This is a genomic window from Achromobacter spanius, assembly GCF_002812705.1.
GTDB lineage: Bacteria > Pseudomonadota > Gammaproteobacteria > Burkholderiales > Burkholderiaceae_B > Achromobacter > Achromobacter spanius.
Genome location: NZ_CP025030.1, coordinates 1,792,784 through 1,812,459, shown reverse-complemented (window position 1 = coordinate 1,812,459; position 19,676 = coordinate 1,792,784). Strand labels below are relative to the sequence as shown.

Below are 19,676 nucleotides of genomic sequence, written 5' to 3'. Positions count from 1 at the left end.
ATCTTCATACGGAAGAATTACATTTCAGCAAGCTTGGAGAGGCCGAAATCCCTCCAAGCTTGCGACGGCTCAAGCCTTCGCTTCAGAAAGCTCAATTTCCTCAGGATCTCGCCTATGAACTAGGCGATACAGCGCGGGGAGCACCAGAAGGGTCAGAAATGTCGAGGAGACAATGCCGCCAATAACCACTGTGGCCAGCGGTCGCTGCACCTCCGCACCCGTGCCTGTAGCGATAGCCATTGGGACGAATCCGAGGGAAGCGACCAATGCGGTCATCAAGACTGGCCGCAAACGCGTTAGAGCTCCTTCTCTAACCGCAACGTCCAGTGGCCTGCCCTCTTCCCGGAGAGATCGGATAAACGACAACAGCACCAAGCCATTGAGCACGGCGACGCCACAAAGGGCAATGAATCCAACGGCCGCCGTAATGGACAAAGGAATCCCTCGCAACCACAAAGCAAGAATGCCGCCCGTCAACGCGAAGGGGATGCCGGTAAAAACAAGTAGCCCGTCTTTGACATTTCCGAACATCGCAAACAGCAGCACAAAGACCAGAAGCAGCGCGACGGGCACTACGATTTGTAGACGCTTAGTGGCCGACGCAAGTTGTTCGAAAGTCCCCCCCCAGGCCGTCCAGTATCCAGTCGGAACCTTGATCCGCTCGTCGATAGCCGTCTGTGCTTCACCGACAAAAGACCCCAAATCTCTGCCGCGAACGTTGGCGCTGACGACGATCCTACGTTTTCCATCTTCGCGAGAGACCTGATTAGGGCCGGGCGCCAAATCAAACGTCGCAATCTCGGACAGGGGTATATAAGCCGTCTGAAGTTGGCCGTCTGCCCTCGGGAGCGCGATTGGTAGATTCTTCAGTGAAGTGATGTTCTCCCGCACCTTTTCTGGCAGTCGCACGACGATCTCGAATCTGCGGTCGCCTTGGAAAAACGTGCCCGCCTCGCGACCGCCCGCAGCGATCGTCAGGGTATCCTGGACGTCCGACAGGCTTAGACCGTAGCGTGCAGCTTTCGCACGATCAATCGACACGGTCAACATGGGAAGGCCGGTGGTTTGTTCCACTTTGACTTCGGAGGCTCCCGGGATCTTTTGAAGAACTTCCGCCACCTCGGTCGCCGTACTGTTCAACACATCGTTATCATCGCCAAAAATCTTCACCGCGACATCACTCCGAACTCCGGATATCAGCTCGTTAAAGCGAAGCTGAATCGGCTGCGAGAATTCATAGTTGTTCCCCGGGATGTTCTGCGCCTCGCGTTGAATAGCTTCTCGCAACTCCGCATGGGATTTTTTCGGACTAGGCCAATCCTCCTCCGGCTTGAGCATGATGTATCCGTCCGAGATATTGGGAGGCATCGCATCTGAAGCGATTTCCGCTGTCCCAGTCCGAGCGAATACCCGTTCGATTTCCGGGAATTTCTCTTTAAGCCTCTTCTCAAGCTGAATCTGCATGGCGACCGATTGCGTCAAACTAGTTCCTGGAATGCGCAGCGCCTGAATTGCCATATCTCCTTCGTTGAGGTTCGGTATAAATTCACTGCCCAGCCGCGAAGCGATGAAGCCGCACACAAGCACGAATCCCAGTGCGCCTGCGAGCATCATAGGAGTGCGGCGAAGAGCCAGATCGAGTAGTGGCTCGTAGCGCTTACGAGCCCACGACATCACCCGAATCTCCTTTTCCGACACTTTGTTTCCGATGAACATCGCTACTGCCGCCGGCACAAATGTCACCGACAGGATCATCGCACCGAGCAGAGCCATGACGACGGTAAGCGCCATCGGGTGGAACATGCGGCCTTCGACGCCACTGAGTGCAAATATCGGAAGGTAGACCACCATGATGATGAGTTGCCCGTATAGGAGCGGGCGTCGAGCTTCGCGCGCTGCGGCAAACACCTCGTGGAATCGTTCAGAGCGTGTCAGTGGGCGTCCGTGATGTTGCTGCGCATGGCTCAATCGCCTTACGCAGTTTTCCACAATCACCACTGCCCCATCGACGATAATCCCGAAGTCCAATGCGCCGAGGCTCATAAGGTTGGCGCTCACTTTGTAAGTCACCATGCCCGTGAACGTGAACAACATCGACAGAGGAATCACCATAGCCGTAATGATGGCCGCGCGGATATTTCCAAGGAAAACGAAAAGGATCACGATCACCAAGATCGCACCTTCCAGCAGGTTCTTCTTTACCGTCGCGATCGCTTTGTCCACAAGGTTGGTGCGGTCATAGACTGTGATCGCCTCCACGCCCTTTGGCAGAGTCTTGTTAATTTCGACAAGCTTTTGTGAGACCGCTTGAGACACAGCACGGCTGTTTTCCCCGATCAGCATGAAAACTGTGCCGAGCACTACCTCCTTACCGTTGTCCGTAGCTGCGCCTGTACGCAGCTCTTTGCCTATCGCCACTTCGGCGACGTCTCGAATCTTGATGGCTTGCCCATTCACCGCCGTTAAAACGATATCTTTGATATCGTTCATGGATTTAACCTGACCGGGCGCTCGAATCAGGTATTGCTCCCCTTTTCTTTCAATGTATCCTGCTCCAACATTGGCGTTGTTTCGTTCTAGAGCAGTGATGATGTCAGTCAGCGAAAGTCCATAGGACGCCAAGCGCTCCGTGTCAGGAGCGACTTGGTATTCCTTCGCGTAGCCACCGATTGAGTTGACCTCTGTCACCCCCCGCACATTTCGCAATTGGGGTTTGATTACCCAATCTTGAATCTCTCGAAGGTCCGTTGAGGTGTAAGGTGAGCCGTCTTCTTTCCGCGCTTCGGGCGTGGCCTCAACAGTCCAAAGAAAAATCTCTCCGAGACCCGTTGATATAGGGCCCATGACAGGAGTGATGCCCTCCGGCAGGCTCTCTTTTGCCTCTTGCAGGCGCTGATTTACGAGTTGGCGGGCAAAATAGATGTCCGTTCCATCGTCGAAGATCACCGTTGTTTGCGAAAGCCCGTAGCGAGACAGCGAACGCGTCTGCTGCAAGCCGGGCAGGCCCGCCATGACAGTCTCGATCGGATAGGTGACGCGCTGCTCGGTCTCCAAGGGCGAATATCCTGGAGCGCTGGCGTTGATTTGGACTTGGACGTTCGTGATATCCGGAACAGCGTCAATAGCCAAGCGCGAGTAGTTGTAGACCCCAACGGCGGCCACCCCGAGAGAAATTAATAGAACTAGCCAACGTTGCTCGATGGCAAAGCGAATTAAGCGTTCAAACATATGCGGCTCCGACTCAATGCGCGTGGTCAGCCGTTGCCTTGCCCAGTTCGGACTTCAGCACGAAAGCATTGGAACTGACATACCGCGTCCCTGCCCTTAGACCGGAGATAACCTCGGAGCTCTTTTCCGTCGTTGCTCCTATCTTGACAGGCTGCGGCAGGAATCCACCAGGCACTTCGACGAAGACCGTTGGCTGTCCGTTCACATCCTGAATCGCATCGCTCTCCACGGCGACCCCAACCTCATTGCGCTCGACCACCACGTTTACGGAAACAAAGAGTCCCGGTCGCCAGGCCATGTCCGGATTCTTCAGCGTCACCCGCGCGGTGGCGGTGCGCGTTTGCTGGCCGAGTAAAGCACCGATGTAAGACACAGTCCCAGAAGCTTCTTCGGCAAAGGAAGTGGATGTGACCTTTGCGTCCTCACCCACTCGTACAGTCTGCAGGTCTTTAGGTGCTATGACGAATTCTGCCCAGACGGTACTCAGGTCGGATATCGTGAAGATGCTAGATGCATCAGTTAAAGCCTCACCTAATGCGATGTGCTTTTCCACAATGACGCCGTCAAAAGGCGCTCGTATTTCAAGCAGACTCAAATCTTTCGCCGATGGCTCCGCGCCAACTGCTCGGAGCTTTTGAACGGCATTTTGGACTGCAATGTCTGCCTCTTGAAGTACTGTCTGCGCCTGCTGATAGTCTTGTTGCGCAGATACTTGCTCACGCCACAGCTTCAGCTCTCTAGCATGAGTCGCCGCCGCCAAGTTTCGGCGTTTCGTGGCGGCCAGCCACTCGCTCCTGAGTTCGGAAAGCGAGGCGCTGGATATTACGGCCAACAGTTGGCCCTTCTTCACTTCTTGACCAAGATCCGCAGAAACTTGCTGGACGGTCCCTGCGGCTTTCGGCACGACGTGGGCGGTGCGGTCGGCGTTAAATCGAATCTCGCCGGGAAATCGTGTGCTCGACTCAAGGCGCTCGGACTTAGCTTCGCTTGTGATGATCCCAGCCGCAGAAACTTGTTCGGGGGTGAGCGCCAACAGGCCCTCCGCTTTGTGAAACTCTGCATGCACTGGGCCGTCTCGCCCCGGTAATGACACGTTGATGGTTACTTCGAAGAAATGCGGCTCGGGAATAACCTGATCGCTGATCAGCGCGGCCGACGAGGGCTTCAGCGTGAGCGTTACCTCCTCGCCGTTCGGCCTTTTCAGAGTTGCCGTCGCCTTCAAGTCAGCAGGCCTTACAGGCTTGCCTCCTGTGGCCGCCCAGACCTTTAGCCGAGCGGACTCTCCCTCTTCGACCAGACTCACCTCAATCGCATCGCTTCCGTCCTCTGTAATTTCGCCTCCGTTTGGCCCCGTGCTGGCCTCGGTATGACTGTCATTGCCATGATCTGAAGGACCCGCGAAAACCGGGGCGGGGATCAGAAATTGTAGCGACAACGCGATGGCGATCACAGCGCGACGTCCAAGTAGCGTGAAGTACTGACTCATTTTCATCTCTATTTATTGGCCAAGAATTCGATCAATTTCGGCTCGGGCCGACGCAGCTCGCAACAACGTCGTCAAGTAGGAAATATTCCCTTGCGACAAGGTGCGCTGGGCGTCAAGCACTTCCAAATAGCCTACCTTCCCGGCCTCAAAACCCTTTCGGGCCCCCTCATAAGCCTTCTGCGACGTCGGGATGACAGACTCGCGATAATCCTTCGCAGATGCGAGTGCGAGGTCATAAGTTGAGGCAGCTATCAGCAAGTCAGCGCTCAAACGCGCCTCCATCTCCCGATAAATATCCTGCGCCTTGTACGTCTGCATGGTAGCGGCGTAAACGTTGCCCTGATTTCGATCAAAAATTGGCAACGGCAAGGACACACCGAACTGAGCTTTGTTGCGCCCAACCTCATTGTCGCGAGCGACACCTCCGCTCAATGTGATGTCGGGATATCGTTTGCTCTTTTCGACATTCAATTCAGCCTTGCTCACTTCCATGGCAAGGCGCCCCGCGGCCAACCTAGGGGAATTCAACAATGCAGCGCGTAAATCGTCGAGTGTCCGACGTGCTGGCAGATCATCAATTTTCGCTTGCACGAGTTCGAATTTCGGGACTGGGTCTCCCCATAGCAGAGATAGCTCCCTGCGCGCAACCCGGAGGTCGTTCTCGGCCTGCCTCACGTCGATCTGTGCCTTTGTCAACTCGATTTCAGCCCTATTTCGCTCTAACGGCGGGGCCTTTCCAGCGTCGACTCGCTTCTGCGCCACACGAAGTGCCCCCTCCGCGATGTCGGCCATATCACGGTTTACGCGTAGCGTCTCTTGGGCAATTGCAACTGAAAAAAAACGAGACACCACGAGCGTCTTAATCTCTGCCGTCACGACCTCATACTCCCTACCGGCCAGTTCACTACTCAACTGGGCGGCCTGCGTGCGCGCACTTCTTTTTCCGCCCAACTCGATGGGCATGCTGAGCATTGTGGTCGTGGTCCGTGTCGCACGCTGATGATCGTCGACGCTGACGTCCAAGGATGGGTTCGGCAGGCGGCCCGCCTGGTCTACCAGGCCTTTCGACGCCGCAAAATTATTCTTCGCTGCCGAGACCTGTGGGTTCAATTTGAACGCAGCGTCCATTGCCTCAGACAACGTGAGAATTGCCCCCGACGAATAGGGTGCTGCTTCCGTGATGGCCTCTTCTGGCGTAGTCTGTGCCCATACTGGTTGGCCGCACAGCGTAGCGGCCATCACTAACAATGGAATTGGCTTGAAGCGCATCATTCAACCTTGGTGAATTCTTGGAAAGATGTCGGCCCTTGGCTCGATCCATACCACTTAGGCTCTCTGCAAGATCGACCCGGACGCATGACCGTCCGTACTGTATCCAAGCGCCTTCGTCAGAATCCGAACCCGAAGATGACAAATTTGTAATGTTTCGGTGGATTACGGTTTTGTAATCCTTGGGAGGGTAGATTGACGGCGAGGCCTCCCTAAAATGCCCTGTGGCACAGACAGGTCTAACGCTGGGAGCCCTATCCCCGCAACAGAAGTGCCTTTACGGGCATGGCGTGCCGAATTCGCTCCTTTATCTAGTGGCACCCGATTCCGCGTAGGTCGTGCCGATTACACTTCGAACGGTTGAAAACATGAAGATCCTGGTCGTTGAAGATGAGCGCAAACTGGCTGAATATTTAAAGCGCGCGCTCTCGGAACACAATTACGTAGTGGACGTCGCATCGGATGGCGTAAGCGGACTGCATCTGGCCCGCGAGACACAATACGACCTGATACTTCTGGACGTTATGCTCCCCGGCATGGACGGCTTTTCAGTCCTGCACGAGCTTCGCAAGAGGGACCGTGTGCCGGTGCTTATGCTCACAGCGCGGGACAAAATTGAGGACCGAGTCCGCGGGTTGCAGGACGGCGCCGACGATTACCTGGTCAAGCCGTTTGCGCTGTCCGAACTACTGGCTCGTGTCCTCGCCCTGGGCCGTCGACGCGGCCATGTGGTCACAGAGGCCAGCAGGCAGAACGTGATGAGAGTGGGCGATCTCGAATTAGACCTTCTTCGACGCAAGGCCCACCGCGGCGGAACACGTCTCGACTTGACAGCAAAAGAATTTACGCTTCTGGCGCTGCTGATGCGCAAGCACGGCGAAGTCCTATCTCGCCTGGCTCTCGCGGAACAAGTCTGGGACATCAATTTCAATAGCAACACAAATGTGGTGGAGGTCGCGGTACGTCGCCTACGTGGAAAGGTGGACGATCCCTTTGAGGTTAAGCTGCTCCACACTGTCCGTGGAATGGGATACGTGCTTGAAGTGAGGAACGAGTAATGCGCTTTCGCGCGATCAACTCACTGCGCCAATGGCTATCGCGCTGGCTCGCAATACAAACATTTGTGGCCCTCGGGCTTGTTTGTGTTGTTGTTTATGTGGCGACAAACCTCAACCTTTCTCACCGCCAACAGGCGCTTCTAGAGCAAAAGCGAGAGGTGATCGAACATTTGGCTGAAGAGTTTGCAATCAAAGGTGACCTGCCTGCTCTTGAACATAAACTAAACGATTTCTTCTATGGGAGATCGGAGTTTTCGCTGAGGCTCGTCATCAACGGAAAAATAAGCGTATACGGCGAACCCAAGGTCACGGGGACCGACGCATCTCGAATACATGTCATTTTTTCTCTACCTGCGCCTAGTGAGCCGGACAGAAGAATGACCGCAGAGCTATTTCTTGATACAACCCCCGATGTGCGCCTACGGGTAATGCTGGCATGGACGCTCTTTGCGTGCGCAGTAGTTGGCGCGATTGTTGTTTCCGTTATCGCCAACGTGCTGGTGCGACGAGCCCTTCATCCTCTGCACGAAGTTGCGAGACAAGCCGCATTGATTTCGCCTGACCGCATCGGAGAACGGCTGGGTGAAGAAGGACTAGCACGGGAAATCAAGCCATTGGTGCTGCAATTCAACGCCGTCCTTCAGCGCTTGGAGCGGGCATATGTACAAATGGAAGGTTTCAACGCAGACGTTGCGCATGAACTGCGTACCCCTCTCGCCACACTGATAGGGGAGACTGAATTTGCGTTGGCGGGGAAACGATCGACGTTCGAACTGCGAGACATACTTGGATCAAACCTTGAGGAATTACAGCGTATGTCGGCAATTGTTAACGATATGCTATTTCTCTCACAAGCAGACCGCGGTGCCAAGGCAAGGGCAGCCCACGTATTGAGCCTCCGCGCGATTACTGCAGAGGTTCTTGAGTATCATGAGGCCGAGGCACTTGATGCGGGGGTCAGTCTGACCCTAATTGGGGACCAAGCAGGTAAGGTCGACAAATCACTGTATCAACGGGCGGTTTCCAACCTAGTTACTAACGCGATCCGATACACTCACCCTAGTTCGGCCGTCACCGTAATGCTCGATAAAGATATGAGCGGTCTAGTCCGTGTCAGTGTTCACAATTTTGGCGAGCAAATTGAGGAACAGCATATCCCGCGCCTTTTCTACCGCTTTTACCGGTCAGACTCTGCTCGTGTAAGCGACGCAAATCACCATGGTCTAGGTTTAGCCATTGTTGCGGCGATTGCACGAATGCACGGTGGGATGCCCTTTGTAAAATCAGATAGATCGGGCACAACTATTGGATTCACAATGTACGCAGACTCTTAAGTTGAAACCAACTCCTTAGTAAATGGCGCGCGCTGTAAAAGCGGGCGCTTTTTATTGACCAGAGAGTGCAGAACGCGTCCCCAACCCTCGCGCTACGAGCGCCTTGCTCTATTAATATCGCCCATCGGGAGCGCGACCAAAATTCGACGACAGTCCTTCATTTTGATTGCAGATTCGTAATCGACAAGTTCGGATTCTGACGAAGCTCTACCGCTAAAGTATCCCATCACATAAAGCGACGCGAAGAGCCGAAACACAGCGTAACAAGTTATGTTTCCCTGCACTATCCAATAACGATTCATGCCCTTCGCTTTTTTCACAACGTCATTTTTCTCCATGACGTGCCCGAACGACAAATGAAAATATTGGTTATCGAAGACGAGCGGAAACTTGCTGAAACGCTACGCCGTAGTCTCACAGAGAATAGCTATATCGTTGATATCGCATTGGACGGTGTTAGCGGACTTCAACTCGCCTATGTGACTCAATATGACCTAGTTATCTTGGACATCGGCTTACCGGGGTTAGATGGGTTTGAAGTACTGCAGCGCATTCGCCAGCACGACAACGTACCGGTCATGATGCTCAGTTCGCGAACTAGCCTTGAGGACAGAGTTCGCGGCTTGGAGCGGGGAGCCGATGATTATTTGGTGAAACCATTTGCAATGCCCGAGCTCCTGGCGAGAGTCTTTGCGCTCAAGAGGCGAGGACTCGGATCGGGCGATGGCACGGCGGGGCGAAATGTCCTCCGCGTAGCGGACCTGGAGCTTGACCTCCTCCGGCGACGCGTGGTTCGCGGCGCGTCCCGTATTGACCTCACGGCCAAAGAGTTCGGCTTACTGACATACCTAATGCGGAGACCGGGAGAGGTGCTGTCTCGTCTCGTGCTCGCCGAGCAAGTGTGGGATATGAACTTTAACAGCAACACAAATGTCGTGGAAGTCGCAATTCGACGGCTTCGCGCAAAGGTTGACGATCCGTTCGATACCAAGCTACTCCACACCGTTAGAGGGATGGGCTACACCATCGAGCATCGCGAAGGCGACCAGTCCGACAAGGGACAGGACTCTGCTTAGTGCATCACGCGCTCATGGCTTCAGAAACAGCGGAAGCGCGACATAGATAAGCTCGTTTTTTCCTCTATGTCGCTACCCTGTTAAGTATTAGAAGGAATGGCGCAACCCAACCATAGCTTCCGTCGCTTTGGCATCATTCTGGAACGCAAAGTTTTGGGTGTACGACGCAAGCGTATACATCGTCGTACGCTTCGACAGCGTGTAGGAATAGCCTAACGCAAACGTGTTGCTAGTCGAATCGCCGCCAGTCAGATCTTTGTTGTTCGGATCTACGCGCTGCCACGAGCCGAACATGCTGCTGGCTCCGCCCAAAGGCACGGACGCAGCCAGCAGATAGGAGTTCGTGCTGAAGCCGTCAACGAATGCGTTGGAAGGAGTGCCGCGCAATGATCCGATAGTGGCGCTCGACGGCAGACTTTTACCCGCAAACCAACCGTCCGTCGCGCGCTCATAGGCCAATGCCAGCTTGAACACCTCGAAGTCATAGGACCCGCCGACAGTAAAAGAGCGCGGCGTCGCAGCAGTCTGCCCCGACGAGAGCTTGTTTGACGCGTTCAATTGCTCATACGCAAAAAAGGCCATCACCGGCCCGTTGACATAGCTGATGCCGCTGGTGATCGCTCGAGTGTTATCGGCCGTCTTAAAGCCCGTTTGGGCAGCACTGCGATCATCTGCGTTAAACGCATAGCCGGCAGACAAACGGAAACCGCCGATCGAAGGGGTTTCATACAGCGCTAGGTTGTCGTATCGCACGAAATTCGAACCACTGAACCCAAGGCCGCCACCGGTGTTCAACTGGGTAAAACCGCCGCCGAAGCCGGTGCCGTACATTGACGCCATCAGGCGCGATGCAATGTTGTACTGCCGCCCAATGCGGAATTCGCCCCACTGATCGCTGCCGAGCCCAACCGTGGCTTCACGCCCAAACAGGCGTCCGTTTTGGCTCGACGTCCCGCCTGTGGAGTCATATCCCGATTCAAGCCGGAACGTCGCGTACAGTCCGTCACCGAGGTCCTCCTTCCCGCGCAAGCCCCACCGCGACCCGGCCGTCTGGCCAGAAGTCATCCCAATACGGCTTGCCTTGAAGTCTGATCGCGCGCCCGTCTGAGGATCAACGTAAGAACCATCGACCTTGGCGTAGCCAATCCCGGTATCGATGATGCCATAAAGCGTGACCGACGTTTCAGCATAAGCGGCGGTAGACAGAGTCGCTGCACAAACCGTCAGCAGTAAAGTTTTCTTCACAAATTTCTCCTATTCACAAAGGCGGACTAAACGGCCTCGCAGATAGGAAAAGACGATGTTTATTTCGCATCGCGCATTGCTATGCGCTAGCTCCTATCTGCGAGCACGAAGACAAGTCTGGATAGGACCCACCGACAGAAAGCGAACCGCATGATTACAAATGTGAGAGCTACGAGTAATCAGCTAAATATCGTCACCCAATGCTGACGCAACCTCATGTTTTACATAGACTAATGTAAAAATGCCGGACGCCGAATTTCAAACAGGAATAATACAAGTCGGCTTGCAGCGCGACCAGATGTTGTGCAGTGCCAACAGATTCATTAAACGCGTTATTCCGCACCGAAAAACAGATTGCAGAATAGCGACGAAAAAGTAATTTTATCGTCGGAGTTTGGATCGACTGAGCTCGCTATAATTTCTACACGTCGTTAAATGACGATTCTTTATTAATACCGGCCTCAATGCGCGAGACCGGTAAACAAATGGAGTTGGCGATGAAAATATCTCTCAAAATGCTGTCTGCCGCTGTCTTGGTTGCAGCGCCCCTCTCTTACTTGAGTGCCCAGCCAACCACGCCGGTGGGTGCTATAGGAACGGCAGACTCGACTAGCGCCGAGCGCGGACTTACACGCGCCGAAGTCCGCGCAGATCTGGCAATGTGGAAGCGGGCGGGAATGGACGAGTTCTGGAACAAGAGCGAGACTCCTGACTTTTACAGCCGCGAATACAAGAGGGCATACGCAGAGTATGTCCGCCTGCGAAAAGGCGGCGAATACCAACAAGAGTTGGACCGTTTGAAGCGCTAGAAGGCTCCTCAGCCGGCCTGATGAGCGGCCTCCCCCACCGCGAAGGGAAGAGGTCGTTGTGGGTGCGCACCGCTGTCACGGTGCGCACCTTTTTTTCGGAGCGGGTCTGCAATGCCGGCGCACCGAGGTAAGCGCTTTGGTTCAGCGCTGGGCGTTCTTTGGATTGAAGTCAAAGTTCGCAAACCTCGCCGTCGGTTGCTAGAAATATTGGCATCTCCGCGCTTAGCCAAGGCTTCCGCCCGTTGCGCACTGCCTCACCCAACCGAACGAAGCTCAATAGCATCACGGCAGGCCCACTACGATATACCCCAGAGAATGCCGACGTGATTAACTAGCCCAAGTTGCTAGTCTCGGGTCCGAACCCCTTGCCAGCCTGCTTTTTCGCATAGTTCCTTGCCCGCGTCCCCCAATAAGGTTGGCTATACCGGTAAACCACCTATGGAGAAGTGAAGAGCGTAGCTGGGTACGCCGACGCATGTGGAATCCGGAACCCGTTGGTCAACTGTAGGTCGGCACGACCGCCTCGCCCAGGTCGCAGGAAGCACCGCGAACGCGGCTCATGCCACCTTTTGCCGGTTCATAACGGAGCATCCGGTCGCTGGGGACGACGCAAGTGATGACCGTCCCGGCCGAACAACTTATCGAGAGCTGCCGAAATGAGGAAAAAATCCGTATCCCATTGGGAAGTCCCGACAGCGTGTAGGACTATTTTTCGCCGGTATTAAGCCGAGTCACTTCGCTTTTATATTCTGGCCCATTGCGGAGTTTTACATAAGTCGCGTACCGCTCTCGGTAATCTGCGCTATAGATATCTGGCGACTTCCTACCTCGATAAAACTTGTCCAATCCGGCACGTTTCCACATTGCCAGATCTGCACGCACCTCTGCGCGTGATAATGCGCCGTTTGACGTTGGTGCTGGGTCACCGGCTATCGCGCAGCCGGAAAGCAAAGCCACCGAGACGATTACGGCAGGTAGAATTTTCATGTGTAGCACCTCTTTGCGGTCAATCGACCACGTATGCTTAGAAGAGCACCCGACGCCGGCCTTATTACGCGTTTAGGCGTCAGCGTGCTCACACTAATTGCCGCATTTATGCACCTGTGTTGTAGATCTCATCGATGCGTGCTTGCTCTTCAGGCGTGACGGAATCTCGCTCTTGCGCCACTTGTTCACGCGTTTTTTCAGTTTTCACCATCCACCCCGGCTTGGCAGCATTGAGGTTGGTGAAAACCCATTCTTTCTTATTAGCCTTTGCCGCGAGTAACTCCTCCCGCACTTGCTCCGAGGTTTTGCCAACAGGGTTGTCGCCAACATGGACTTCGTAACCGATTTCCGTGTTGGTGCCATGGAATGTGTCAGCCTGGGCGGAGGTACCAGTGGTGGCCAGTGCGAGTGCGACGGCAGCGCCAGAGATAATTGCTTTCATATCGATGATCCTTAATCAGATAAAACGTCGCATGAGAGTGCGACTGACTTAATAATGTAAAGATCTCGACTCGACAATTTGCAGTCACTACAATTACAAATCGGTAATCAGACGAGGCCGATATTTGTCATTGTAATTTTAATTGTGACAACTCTTTTCGCACGTCGTGTCATTTGCAGGGGAAAATCTGAGGCCGCCTAGTGGATCCAGGCCTAGGCTGGTGGCAACTAAAAATTTTTTCGACCTGCCTCGCGTCGATCACGATTAATATCCCTTACAGGAATTTGGTGCAGCGGCTCATTAAAAGTGCTGCGCGTCACCACGACAACGGTCCCGACATGAATATCCGAACTACTCTGCGAATTCCATCTCCTTCGACAGAGCTGTACTTTGCATTAACATGCGGTGCGTTACTGGGAATCGGTGTTGTGGTCGAACGCTGGTGGACTTCCGCTCCGGGTGGCGTTCCTCTTGCCATGTACGTCTTAGCGTATGCCTTTGGCGGGACGTTTACCATGGGAGACGCCATCAAGAATTTGCGCGAAAGGCGTCTCGAGATTGATAGTTTAATGCTCGTAGCTGCCGCGGGAGCGGCCGCATTGGGCGCATGGGCCGAAGGCGCTCTCCTGCTCTTTCTGTTCAGTATCGGTCATGCGCTCGAACATTTCGCAATGGGCCGCGCAAAGCGCGCAATTGAGGCTTTAGCTGACCTGGCGCCTAAGACAGCGTGGGTTCGACGCAAGGGTGAAGTGATTGAAATTGCGGTGTTAGAACTCGCCGTAGGCGACGAGGTACTCGTTAAGCCAAACGCGCGGCTTCCTGCCGACGGTTTTGTCATCAAGGGAACCTCAACCGTCGACCAAGCGCCCGTGACGGGTGAGAGCATTCCGGTAGACAAATCTCCGGTGGCAGACGCAAACCTCGCGCGCAGCCGTCCCACGCTCATCGAATCCAGGTCCCTGGTATTCGCGGGCACGATAAATGGGTCGGGTTTGCTCGAGATAGAGGTCACGCGCAAGTCTAGCGACTCCACGCTCGCGCGAGTCGTCGCTATGGTTGCGCAGGCTGAAGTGAGCAAATCGCCCACACAGAGATTTACTGTCAGGTTCGAACACATTTTTGTACCGACGGTGCTGGGCATCGCGATCCTCTTGCTATTCGCGTGGGTCGTCATTGACGAACCGTTTCGCGACAGTTTCTATCGAGCAATGGCCGTACTCGTCGCTGCCAGCCCGTGCGCCCTCGCTATTGCAACGCCTAGTGCGGTTTTGTCCGGAATAGCTCGTGCAGCGCGCGGCGGTGTCCTGATCAAAGGGGGGGCGCCCCTGGAAGAACTTGGACGTCTAAATGCACTTGCTTTTGACAAGACTGGTACGCTAACCGAAGGGCGGCCGCGCGTCACCGACGTCTTGGCCGCCCCTAACGCCTCCGACCAAGAATTGATGTCGATTGCTGTTGCGGTTGAGTCGCTGAGCGATCATCCTCTCGCTATAGCAATTGCACGCGACGGCCAAAAGATGCTCGGAGCGTATCCAATTCCAGAGGTTAACGAGGTAGAGACTCTGGTCGGTCAGGGAATCACGGCAAAGTTAGGGGACCAGCGAGTTTGGATCGGCAAGGTCGAGATGTTTGGCACGCCAGGCATCCCCGAGCTTAGTCAATACTCGTTGGCTTCGGCGACCGGTCTACGTGAAGACGGCCGAACCACAATGGTCGTGAGACTCGGAGATCGCGATCTAGGTGCCATAGGACTGATGGACACTCCACGGCAGGGGGCTCGTGAAACTGTGCAGGAGCTAAGGCGGCTCGGCATTTCAAACATGGTGATGATATCCGGCGATCATGTGAAAGTGGCCAAAACCATCGCTTCCGACGTCGGCATCGAGGACGCTCGCGGAGATTTGATGCCGGACGACAAAGTAAAGGTCATTCTCGAACTCAGGGAAAAATCTCGAATCGCGATGGTCGGTGATGGAGTGAACGATGCCCCTGCTATGGCGAACGCGACTGTGGGTATCGCCATGGGCGCCGCGGGCTCCGATGTCGCGCTCGAGACCGCGGATGTCGCTCTTATGGCTGACGATCTACGCCACTTGCCTTTTGTGGTCGGCCTAAGTCGGCAAACACGACGAGTCATTCGCCAGAATCTTTACGTGAGTCTCGGGATCGTCGCGGTTCTGGTACCAGCCACGATTATGGGGCTAAGCATGGGGGCAGCGGTGGCCCTCCATGAAGGATCGACCTTACTTGTGGTGATCAACGCCTTGCGCTTGCTGACGTACCGAATCGACCGGGTGTCTTAAATCGTCTGTAGCGCCAATACAAAAGCGGAGCTAAGCCGCTGATCGAGCCGGCTGTGTAAACGTACCTAAGTCCGGCGATGCAACCGGCGCGCAAAGGGCACATGCTGGCATTTCCGCTGAGAACTTTGATTTACTGCAGGACAAGCTTTGATTGCTGACGGCCACAGTCGGCGACAGGTGAAATCTGTTTGGACGGAACATCGACACTACCCAATAAGTCCAAGCGACCTGGCGGCATCAAGAAGGACAAATCTATGAGAGAAAATTGCGCCAAAGACAGGATACAAAGTTCCGACTCCAACGATTCAGAGGACCGCCGTACCCTGACGTTGGTACTACTAATTAATCTCGGACAGAGTGTGGCCGGCTTAGGCGTGGGCCTATGGGCGTCCTCGACTGCGCTGATAGGCGCCGCACTGGACAACTTGGCAGACGCATCGGTTTACGGAGTTAGCCTCTATGCAGTAGGACGGGCGCGGGAAATCAAGGTCCGGGCGGCCCGTCTTTCAGGTTGGTTGTTGATCGGCCTCGCGGTGATGTTGCTTGTGGAGGTGCTACGCCGTTTTTTTGGCGGGGAACCGCCGGTGGGCCCCGCCATGATGGTAATGGCGGCAGTCAACGCCGCTTTAAACGTCATATGTCTACGCCTGTTGAAACGTCATCGGGGGGGCGACGTGAATTTCAAGGCTTCGGCCATCTTCACCAACAACGACTCAATCGTGAATTTGGCAATCGTCTTGTCCGGAGCGCTCGTGATGTGGTCGGAATCAAATGTGCCTGACTTGATCCTCGGGTTGGTGGTGTCGGCAGTTGCTGCTCAAGGCGGGCGGGAAATTCTCCGCGACGCAGCAGAAGCGACAGAAAAAGCCCGCTCGAATACGCCTTGATCCGAGAACTGCCTGTGCTTTGCGAGCGCTTGTTCAACGGAGACCACTTGCGAATCTAGGACTTTGAATCTGCTATCGGATCCATTGCCTGTTTGCAGTTTGCGGTTTGCGGTTTGCGGTTTGCGGTTTGCGGTTTGCGGTTTGCGGTTTGCGGTTTGCGGTTTGCGGTTTGCGGTTTGCGGTTTGCAAGAAGCATACCGCTCATAGGCCATTTTCCTGGTGACGACGGCGGTTGGTATCTCGCCTTTGGATTACCATTAATGCGAGTATGAGCCCTCATGTCACAAGTACGACGGCTGACGCACGTTGAAGAACCCGGGCAACGGCCCTCTCTGTGTATAGATAGGAGCTTTCGGTGAAAAGCGTTTCAACACGAACCGAGCGTCATGTTGAGGTCGCCACCATCTGGCTGGCCACAGGGTGGATAACAGCCCTGGTTGCGACGCTGTCGGCAATATTCATCGGCGAGGTAATGGGCAGGACGCCGTGCGTGTTGTGCTGGTACCAGCGGATATTCATGTTCCCCCTAGCACTAGTGCTAGGGGTCGCTAGCTATAGAGGTGACCATGACGGTTGGCGCTACGCCATGCCGCTGGCCGTAGTCGGCGCGGGATTCGCCGGCTATCACACCTTGTTGTACTGGAGAGTGATTGAACCCGAGATCGTCTCCTGCTCGGCAGAGACTTCTTGCTCGGGGGCAGAGATGGCAATCCTCGGTTCCATACCCCTACCCTTTGTGTCGCTGCTCGCTTTCGCTTTGATTGTCATTTCCCTCTTCCTTGTCCGTCATCACACCAACAAATGAATCGACGCCTTCTTGTCATATCCATCAGTGTTGTCTCGATCGCTATCTTTGCCTTCGCCGCTTTTTACACGCGGCCGGCGGACGTGCCCGCGCGCGAGGCCGCCCAGTCCGGAACGGATTCGCCGAGAGCTGAGACGCTGGTGCGATTTCATTCCCCGGTAATTGGAAAATTCGATGCTCCGGTCACTGTCGTGGAGTTCTTCGATCCCTCTTGCGAGGGATGCCGTGCTTTCTACCCTTACGTCAAACAGATCTTGAGCAAGTATCCGAACGAGGTCCGGGTCGTCATGCGTTATGTGCTGTTTCACAAGGGATCTGAGGAAACCGTCCGGATGCTCGAAGCTGCACGTCGGCAGGGCCTATTCGAACCCGTATTGGAAGCGATACTTGAAGCTCAGCCCGAGTGGCACGATGATCCCGAGGTCGCCGCCGCTTGGCGCGCCGCGGCGCAGGCGGGCCTCGATCAGAAAAAGGCGCGGGGAGACATGCATGATCCTGCCATCAGCGCGCTCATCAGGGCAGACGAGGCAGACGCCAATGCGGCGGGCATCAAAGGTACGCCGACGTTCTTTGTGAATGGAACTCGCTTGGGCAAGCTAACGCCGCAAGACCTTTCAGCCGCGATTGAGCATGCGCGACAAGGAAGCAAGAAATAGTCATTGTGAAGCTGGGTGCCCATCCGGGGCATTCATAACGACTTCAATATCTCAGGCTATATCGAGATAAACGGACACTGCGTGCAGTGTCGTGAAGTCTTTCACACGGCCGCAAATTTCACTCTCACTGCATTCTGCCATGCTTAAGCTTCGAGATCGCCCAGTCATCGTCCTGGGGCTGGACCCGCAGCAGCCAGGCTTGGCCGCCTTCCTCGTTTGTTTCGGCGGCCAGATCGGCCAATTGGGAGACCTGCTCGGCCTGCGCCGGCAGCAGATAGGCGCCATCGCGCAACGCGGCGCAGCCCAGGGCCTTGAGCTTGCGCCAGATGCGCATGCGCGGCGCGCCGTGGCACCGCCGGTGGGCAGGCTGACGATAAGCAGAAACCAGGAGGAGGCGAGCGGGGTGTCCATAGGGAGCAGAATAAGAAGGTGTTTCGATCTCTGCAATCATGTAGAGATCGCTACATCAGCTTTTTTTCGTTCCCCGAATGGCGACGTGGTTTCTCGCGTGGCATCCCCCCGGGGAGGATATGATTTCGGCATGAACACACCCGATCCTCATCATCATCACGACGCCGTGGCCAAACGTCTCAAGCGGGCGGAAGGGCATTTGCGCAGCATTCTGTCGATGATAGAAGAACACCGTCCCTGCCTTGAGCTGGCCCAACAGTTGCATGCCGTCGAGCGTGCCATTTCCCAGGCCAAGAAGATCCTCATTCAAGACCATATCGACCACTGCCTGCAGGATGCGGTGGGCGAGCTGGACGAGGACAAGCAGCGCGCGATCGACGAGTTCAAAGAAATCACCAAGTACCTCTAAGAACGCTATCCATGTTGCCATTCTCCGATCTGATCGCCCAGGGTGCGTCGCACGCCTGGCTGTTTATTCCCAGCGCCATTCTGTTGGGTGCTCTGCACGGACTGGAGCCCGGCCATTCCAAGACGATGATGGCGGCGTTCATCGTCGCGATCCGCGGATCGGTGTGGCAGGCTGTGCTGCTGGGCATCACCGCGACCATTTCGCACACCCTGATAGTGTGGGGGATCGGCCTGGGCGGCATGTATCTGTGGCGCGGAGTCGCGGCGGAGGAGCTGGAGCCGTATTTCCAGCTGGCGTCCGGGATGATCATCGTGCTGATCGCGGCATGGATGTTCTGGCGCACCTGGCGAGACCAGCATGGCGCGAGTCATGTCCACCATCACCACGACCATGAGCACGGACACAGCCATGGGCATGAGGGCCATTCCCATGGATTGGAGCGGCACGAAATCGATACCGGGCACGGTCTGGTCGCGCTGGAGGTATTCGAGGACGGCGTTCCGCCGCGCTGGAGGCTGACCAGCCTTCGGGGCGGAAACTGGCAGCCGCAAGATGTTTCCGTGACGACCGAGAGGGTCGACGGGGCGCGCCATGAATTCCGTTTCGCCCAGAAGGACGGCTATCTGGAATCGCTCGAGGAAATTCCCGAACCGCACGAGTTCATGGCGCGCCTGGCCATGGGCCACGGCGGGCACGTCCACAGCTATGACATCGCGTTCATGGAGCCGGATGTGCACCAGCATGACCACCTCCATGAGGAGCTGCGAGGGCTGGATGTGGCGGGCGAGGGATACCAGGATGCGCACCAGTTGGCGCATGCCAATGACATCCGCCGGCGTTTCACGAACCGGAACGTGACCAACTGGCAGATCGCTTTGTTCGGCCTGACCGGCGGGCTTATTCCTTGCCCGGCGGCGATTACCGTGCTCTTGTTGTGCCTTCAGTTGAAGGAGTTCACGCTGGGCGCCGTGCTGGTGCTGTGCTTCTCGATCGGGCTGGCCATTACGTTGGTGACGGTTGGAACGGTTGCGGCGCTCAGCGTGCGCCAGGTCAACAAGCGCGCGCCATGGTTCAGCGCGGTGGCCCAGCGGGCACCTTACCTCTCCAGCCTGCTGATCATCGCCGTGGGCATTTACGTGGGGATGAACGGATGGCTTGGCATCCGCGGCTAGTGTCAGAGCCAGGCCTCTAGGCTCAATGACTGCTACCGGCCGATTCTGTTGAAAAACTCGATGATCATCAACCTGGGGCCGTTTGGGAGGTGCTTCAAC

Annotated in this window: 15 protein-coding genes and 2 pseudogenes; 10 read left to right on the top strand and 7 right to left on the bottom strand. The window is 55.5% G+C overall.

The features are described from left to right. Positions 1-69: 69 nt before the first annotated feature. Genes CVS48_RS08270 through CVS48_RS08260 form a run of 3 tightly spaced genes read right to left on the bottom strand, consistent with a single transcriptional unit; the run spans position 70 to position 5,986 of the window. Complete coding sequence (locus tag CVS48_RS08270; protein ID WP_100854019.1) at positions 70-3,228, bottom strand: CusA/CzcA family heavy metal efflux RND transporter; 3,159 nt, start codon at positions 3,226-3,228, stop codon at positions 70-72. Positions 3,229-3,241: 13 nt separating this feature from the next. Continuing rightward, complete coding sequence (locus CVS48_RS08265; RefSeq protein WP_223264751.1) at positions 3,242-4,714, bottom strand: efflux RND transporter periplasmic adaptor subunit; 1,473 nt, start codon at positions 4,712-4,714, stop codon at positions 3,242-3,244. A gap of 12 nt (positions 4,715-4,726) precedes the next feature. Then, positions 4,727-5,986, bottom strand: coding sequence for a TolC family protein (locus CVS48_RS08260; RefSeq protein ID WP_100854017.1), 1,260 nt, complete (start codon positions 5,984-5,986; stop codon positions 4,727-4,729). Positions 5,987-6,351: 365 nt separating this feature from the next. On the opposite strand from CVS48_RS08260, the gene CVS48_RS08255 reads away from it, so the two are divergent. From CVS48_RS08255 to CVS48_RS08245, 3 genes are all read left to right on the top strand, one after another. Continuing rightward, positions 6,352-7,041: a heavy metal response regulator transcription factor gene (locus tag CVS48_RS08255; protein ID WP_100854016.1), complete on the top strand. Its 690-nt coding sequence runs from the start codon at positions 6,352-6,354 to the stop codon at positions 7,039-7,041. Continuing rightward, complete coding sequence (locus CVS48_RS08250; RefSeq protein WP_100854015.1) at positions 7,041-8,375, top strand: heavy metal sensor histidine kinase; 1,335 nt, start codon at positions 7,041-7,043, stop codon at positions 8,373-8,375. The genes CVS48_RS08255 and CVS48_RS08250 overlap by 1 nt, the downstream gene beginning before the upstream one ends. Positions 8,376-8,731: 356 nt before the next feature. Then, on the top strand, positions 8,732-9,451 hold the full coding sequence (locus tag CVS48_RS08245; protein WP_100854014.1) for a heavy metal response regulator transcription factor: 720 nt from the start codon (positions 8,732-8,734) through the stop codon (positions 9,449-9,451). A gap of 87 nt (positions 9,452-9,538) precedes the next feature. On the opposite strand, the gene CVS48_RS08240 is transcribed toward CVS48_RS08245, so the two are convergent. Next, complete coding sequence (locus CVS48_RS08240) at positions 9,539-10,696, bottom strand: porin (protein ID WP_100854013.1); 1,158 nt, start codon at positions 10,694-10,696, stop codon at positions 9,539-9,541. A 497-nt stretch (positions 10,697-11,193) separates the two neighbouring features. Here CVS48_RS08240 and CVS48_RS08235 point away from each other — a divergent pair, with 497 nt between their 5' ends. Then, positions 11,194-11,505, top strand: coding sequence for a DUF4148 domain-containing protein (locus tag CVS48_RS08235; protein WP_223264750.1), 312 nt, complete (start codon positions 11,194-11,196; stop codon positions 11,503-11,505). 705 nt (positions 11,506-12,210) lie between these two features. On the opposite strand, the gene CVS48_RS08230 is transcribed toward CVS48_RS08235, so the two are convergent. Together CVS48_RS08230 and CVS48_RS08225 are read right to left on the bottom strand one after the other, a co-directional pair. Next, entirely contained in the window at positions 12,211-12,492 is a 282-nt protein-coding gene (locus tag CVS48_RS08230; RefSeq protein WP_172616204.1) for a DUF4148 domain-containing protein, read from the bottom strand. A gap of 106 nt (positions 12,493-12,598) precedes the next feature. After that, a complete protein-coding gene (locus CVS48_RS08225; RefSeq protein ID WP_100854011.1) occupies positions 12,599-12,934 on the bottom strand; it encodes a DUF4148 domain-containing protein in 336 nt (111 codons plus the stop codon). Positions 12,935-13,236: 302 nt separating this feature from the next. Here CVS48_RS08225 and CVS48_RS08220 point away from each other — a divergent pair. From CVS48_RS08220 to CVS48_RS08200, 4 genes and pseudogenes are all read left to right on the top strand, one after another. After that, positions 13,237-15,237 (top strand): annotated as a pseudogene (locus CVS48_RS08220) (heavy metal translocating P-type ATPase); the annotation flags it as partial. 254 nt (positions 15,238-15,491) lie between these two features. Beyond that, positions 15,492-16,124 (top strand): cation efflux transmembrane domain-containing protein, encoded by a 633-nt coding sequence (locus CVS48_RS08215; protein WP_100854010.1) that lies wholly within the window; start codon positions 15,492-15,494, stop codon positions 16,122-16,124. A gap of 355 nt (positions 16,125-16,479) precedes the next feature. Further along, a complete protein-coding gene (locus CVS48_RS08205) occupies positions 16,480-16,929 on the top strand; it encodes a disulfide bond formation protein B (RefSeq protein ID WP_223264749.1) in 450 nt (149 codons plus the stop codon). Beyond that, a complete protein-coding gene (locus CVS48_RS08200) occupies positions 16,926-17,585 on the top strand; it encodes a DsbA family protein (RefSeq protein WP_100854009.1) in 660 nt (219 codons plus the stop codon). The genes CVS48_RS08205 and CVS48_RS08200 overlap by 4 nt, the downstream gene beginning before the upstream one ends. Before the next feature lie 169 nt (positions 17,586-17,754). Here the strand turns inward: CVS48_RS08200 and CVS48_RS08195 are convergent. Further along, positions 17,755-17,996, bottom strand: a pseudogene (locus CVS48_RS08195) (Chromate resistance protein ChrB); the annotation flags it as partial. A gap of 130 nt (positions 17,997-18,126) precedes the next feature. Between CVS48_RS08195 and CVS48_RS08190 the strand changes: the two are divergent. Together CVS48_RS08190 and CVS48_RS08185 are read left to right on the top strand one after the other, a co-directional pair. Beyond that, positions 18,127-18,405 carry a metal-sensing transcriptional repressor gene (locus CVS48_RS08190; RefSeq protein ID WP_100854008.1) on the top strand — a complete coding sequence of 93 codons (279 nt, stop codon included), beginning with the start codon at positions 18,127-18,129 and terminating at the stop codon, positions 18,403-18,405. A gap of 11 nt (positions 18,406-18,416) precedes the next feature. After that, positions 18,417-19,577: a nickel/cobalt efflux transporter gene (locus tag CVS48_RS08185; RefSeq protein ID WP_100854007.1), complete on the top strand. Its 1,161-nt coding sequence runs from the start codon at positions 18,417-18,419 to the stop codon at positions 19,575-19,577. The last annotated feature ends 99 nt before the right edge of the window (positions 19,578-19,676 follow it).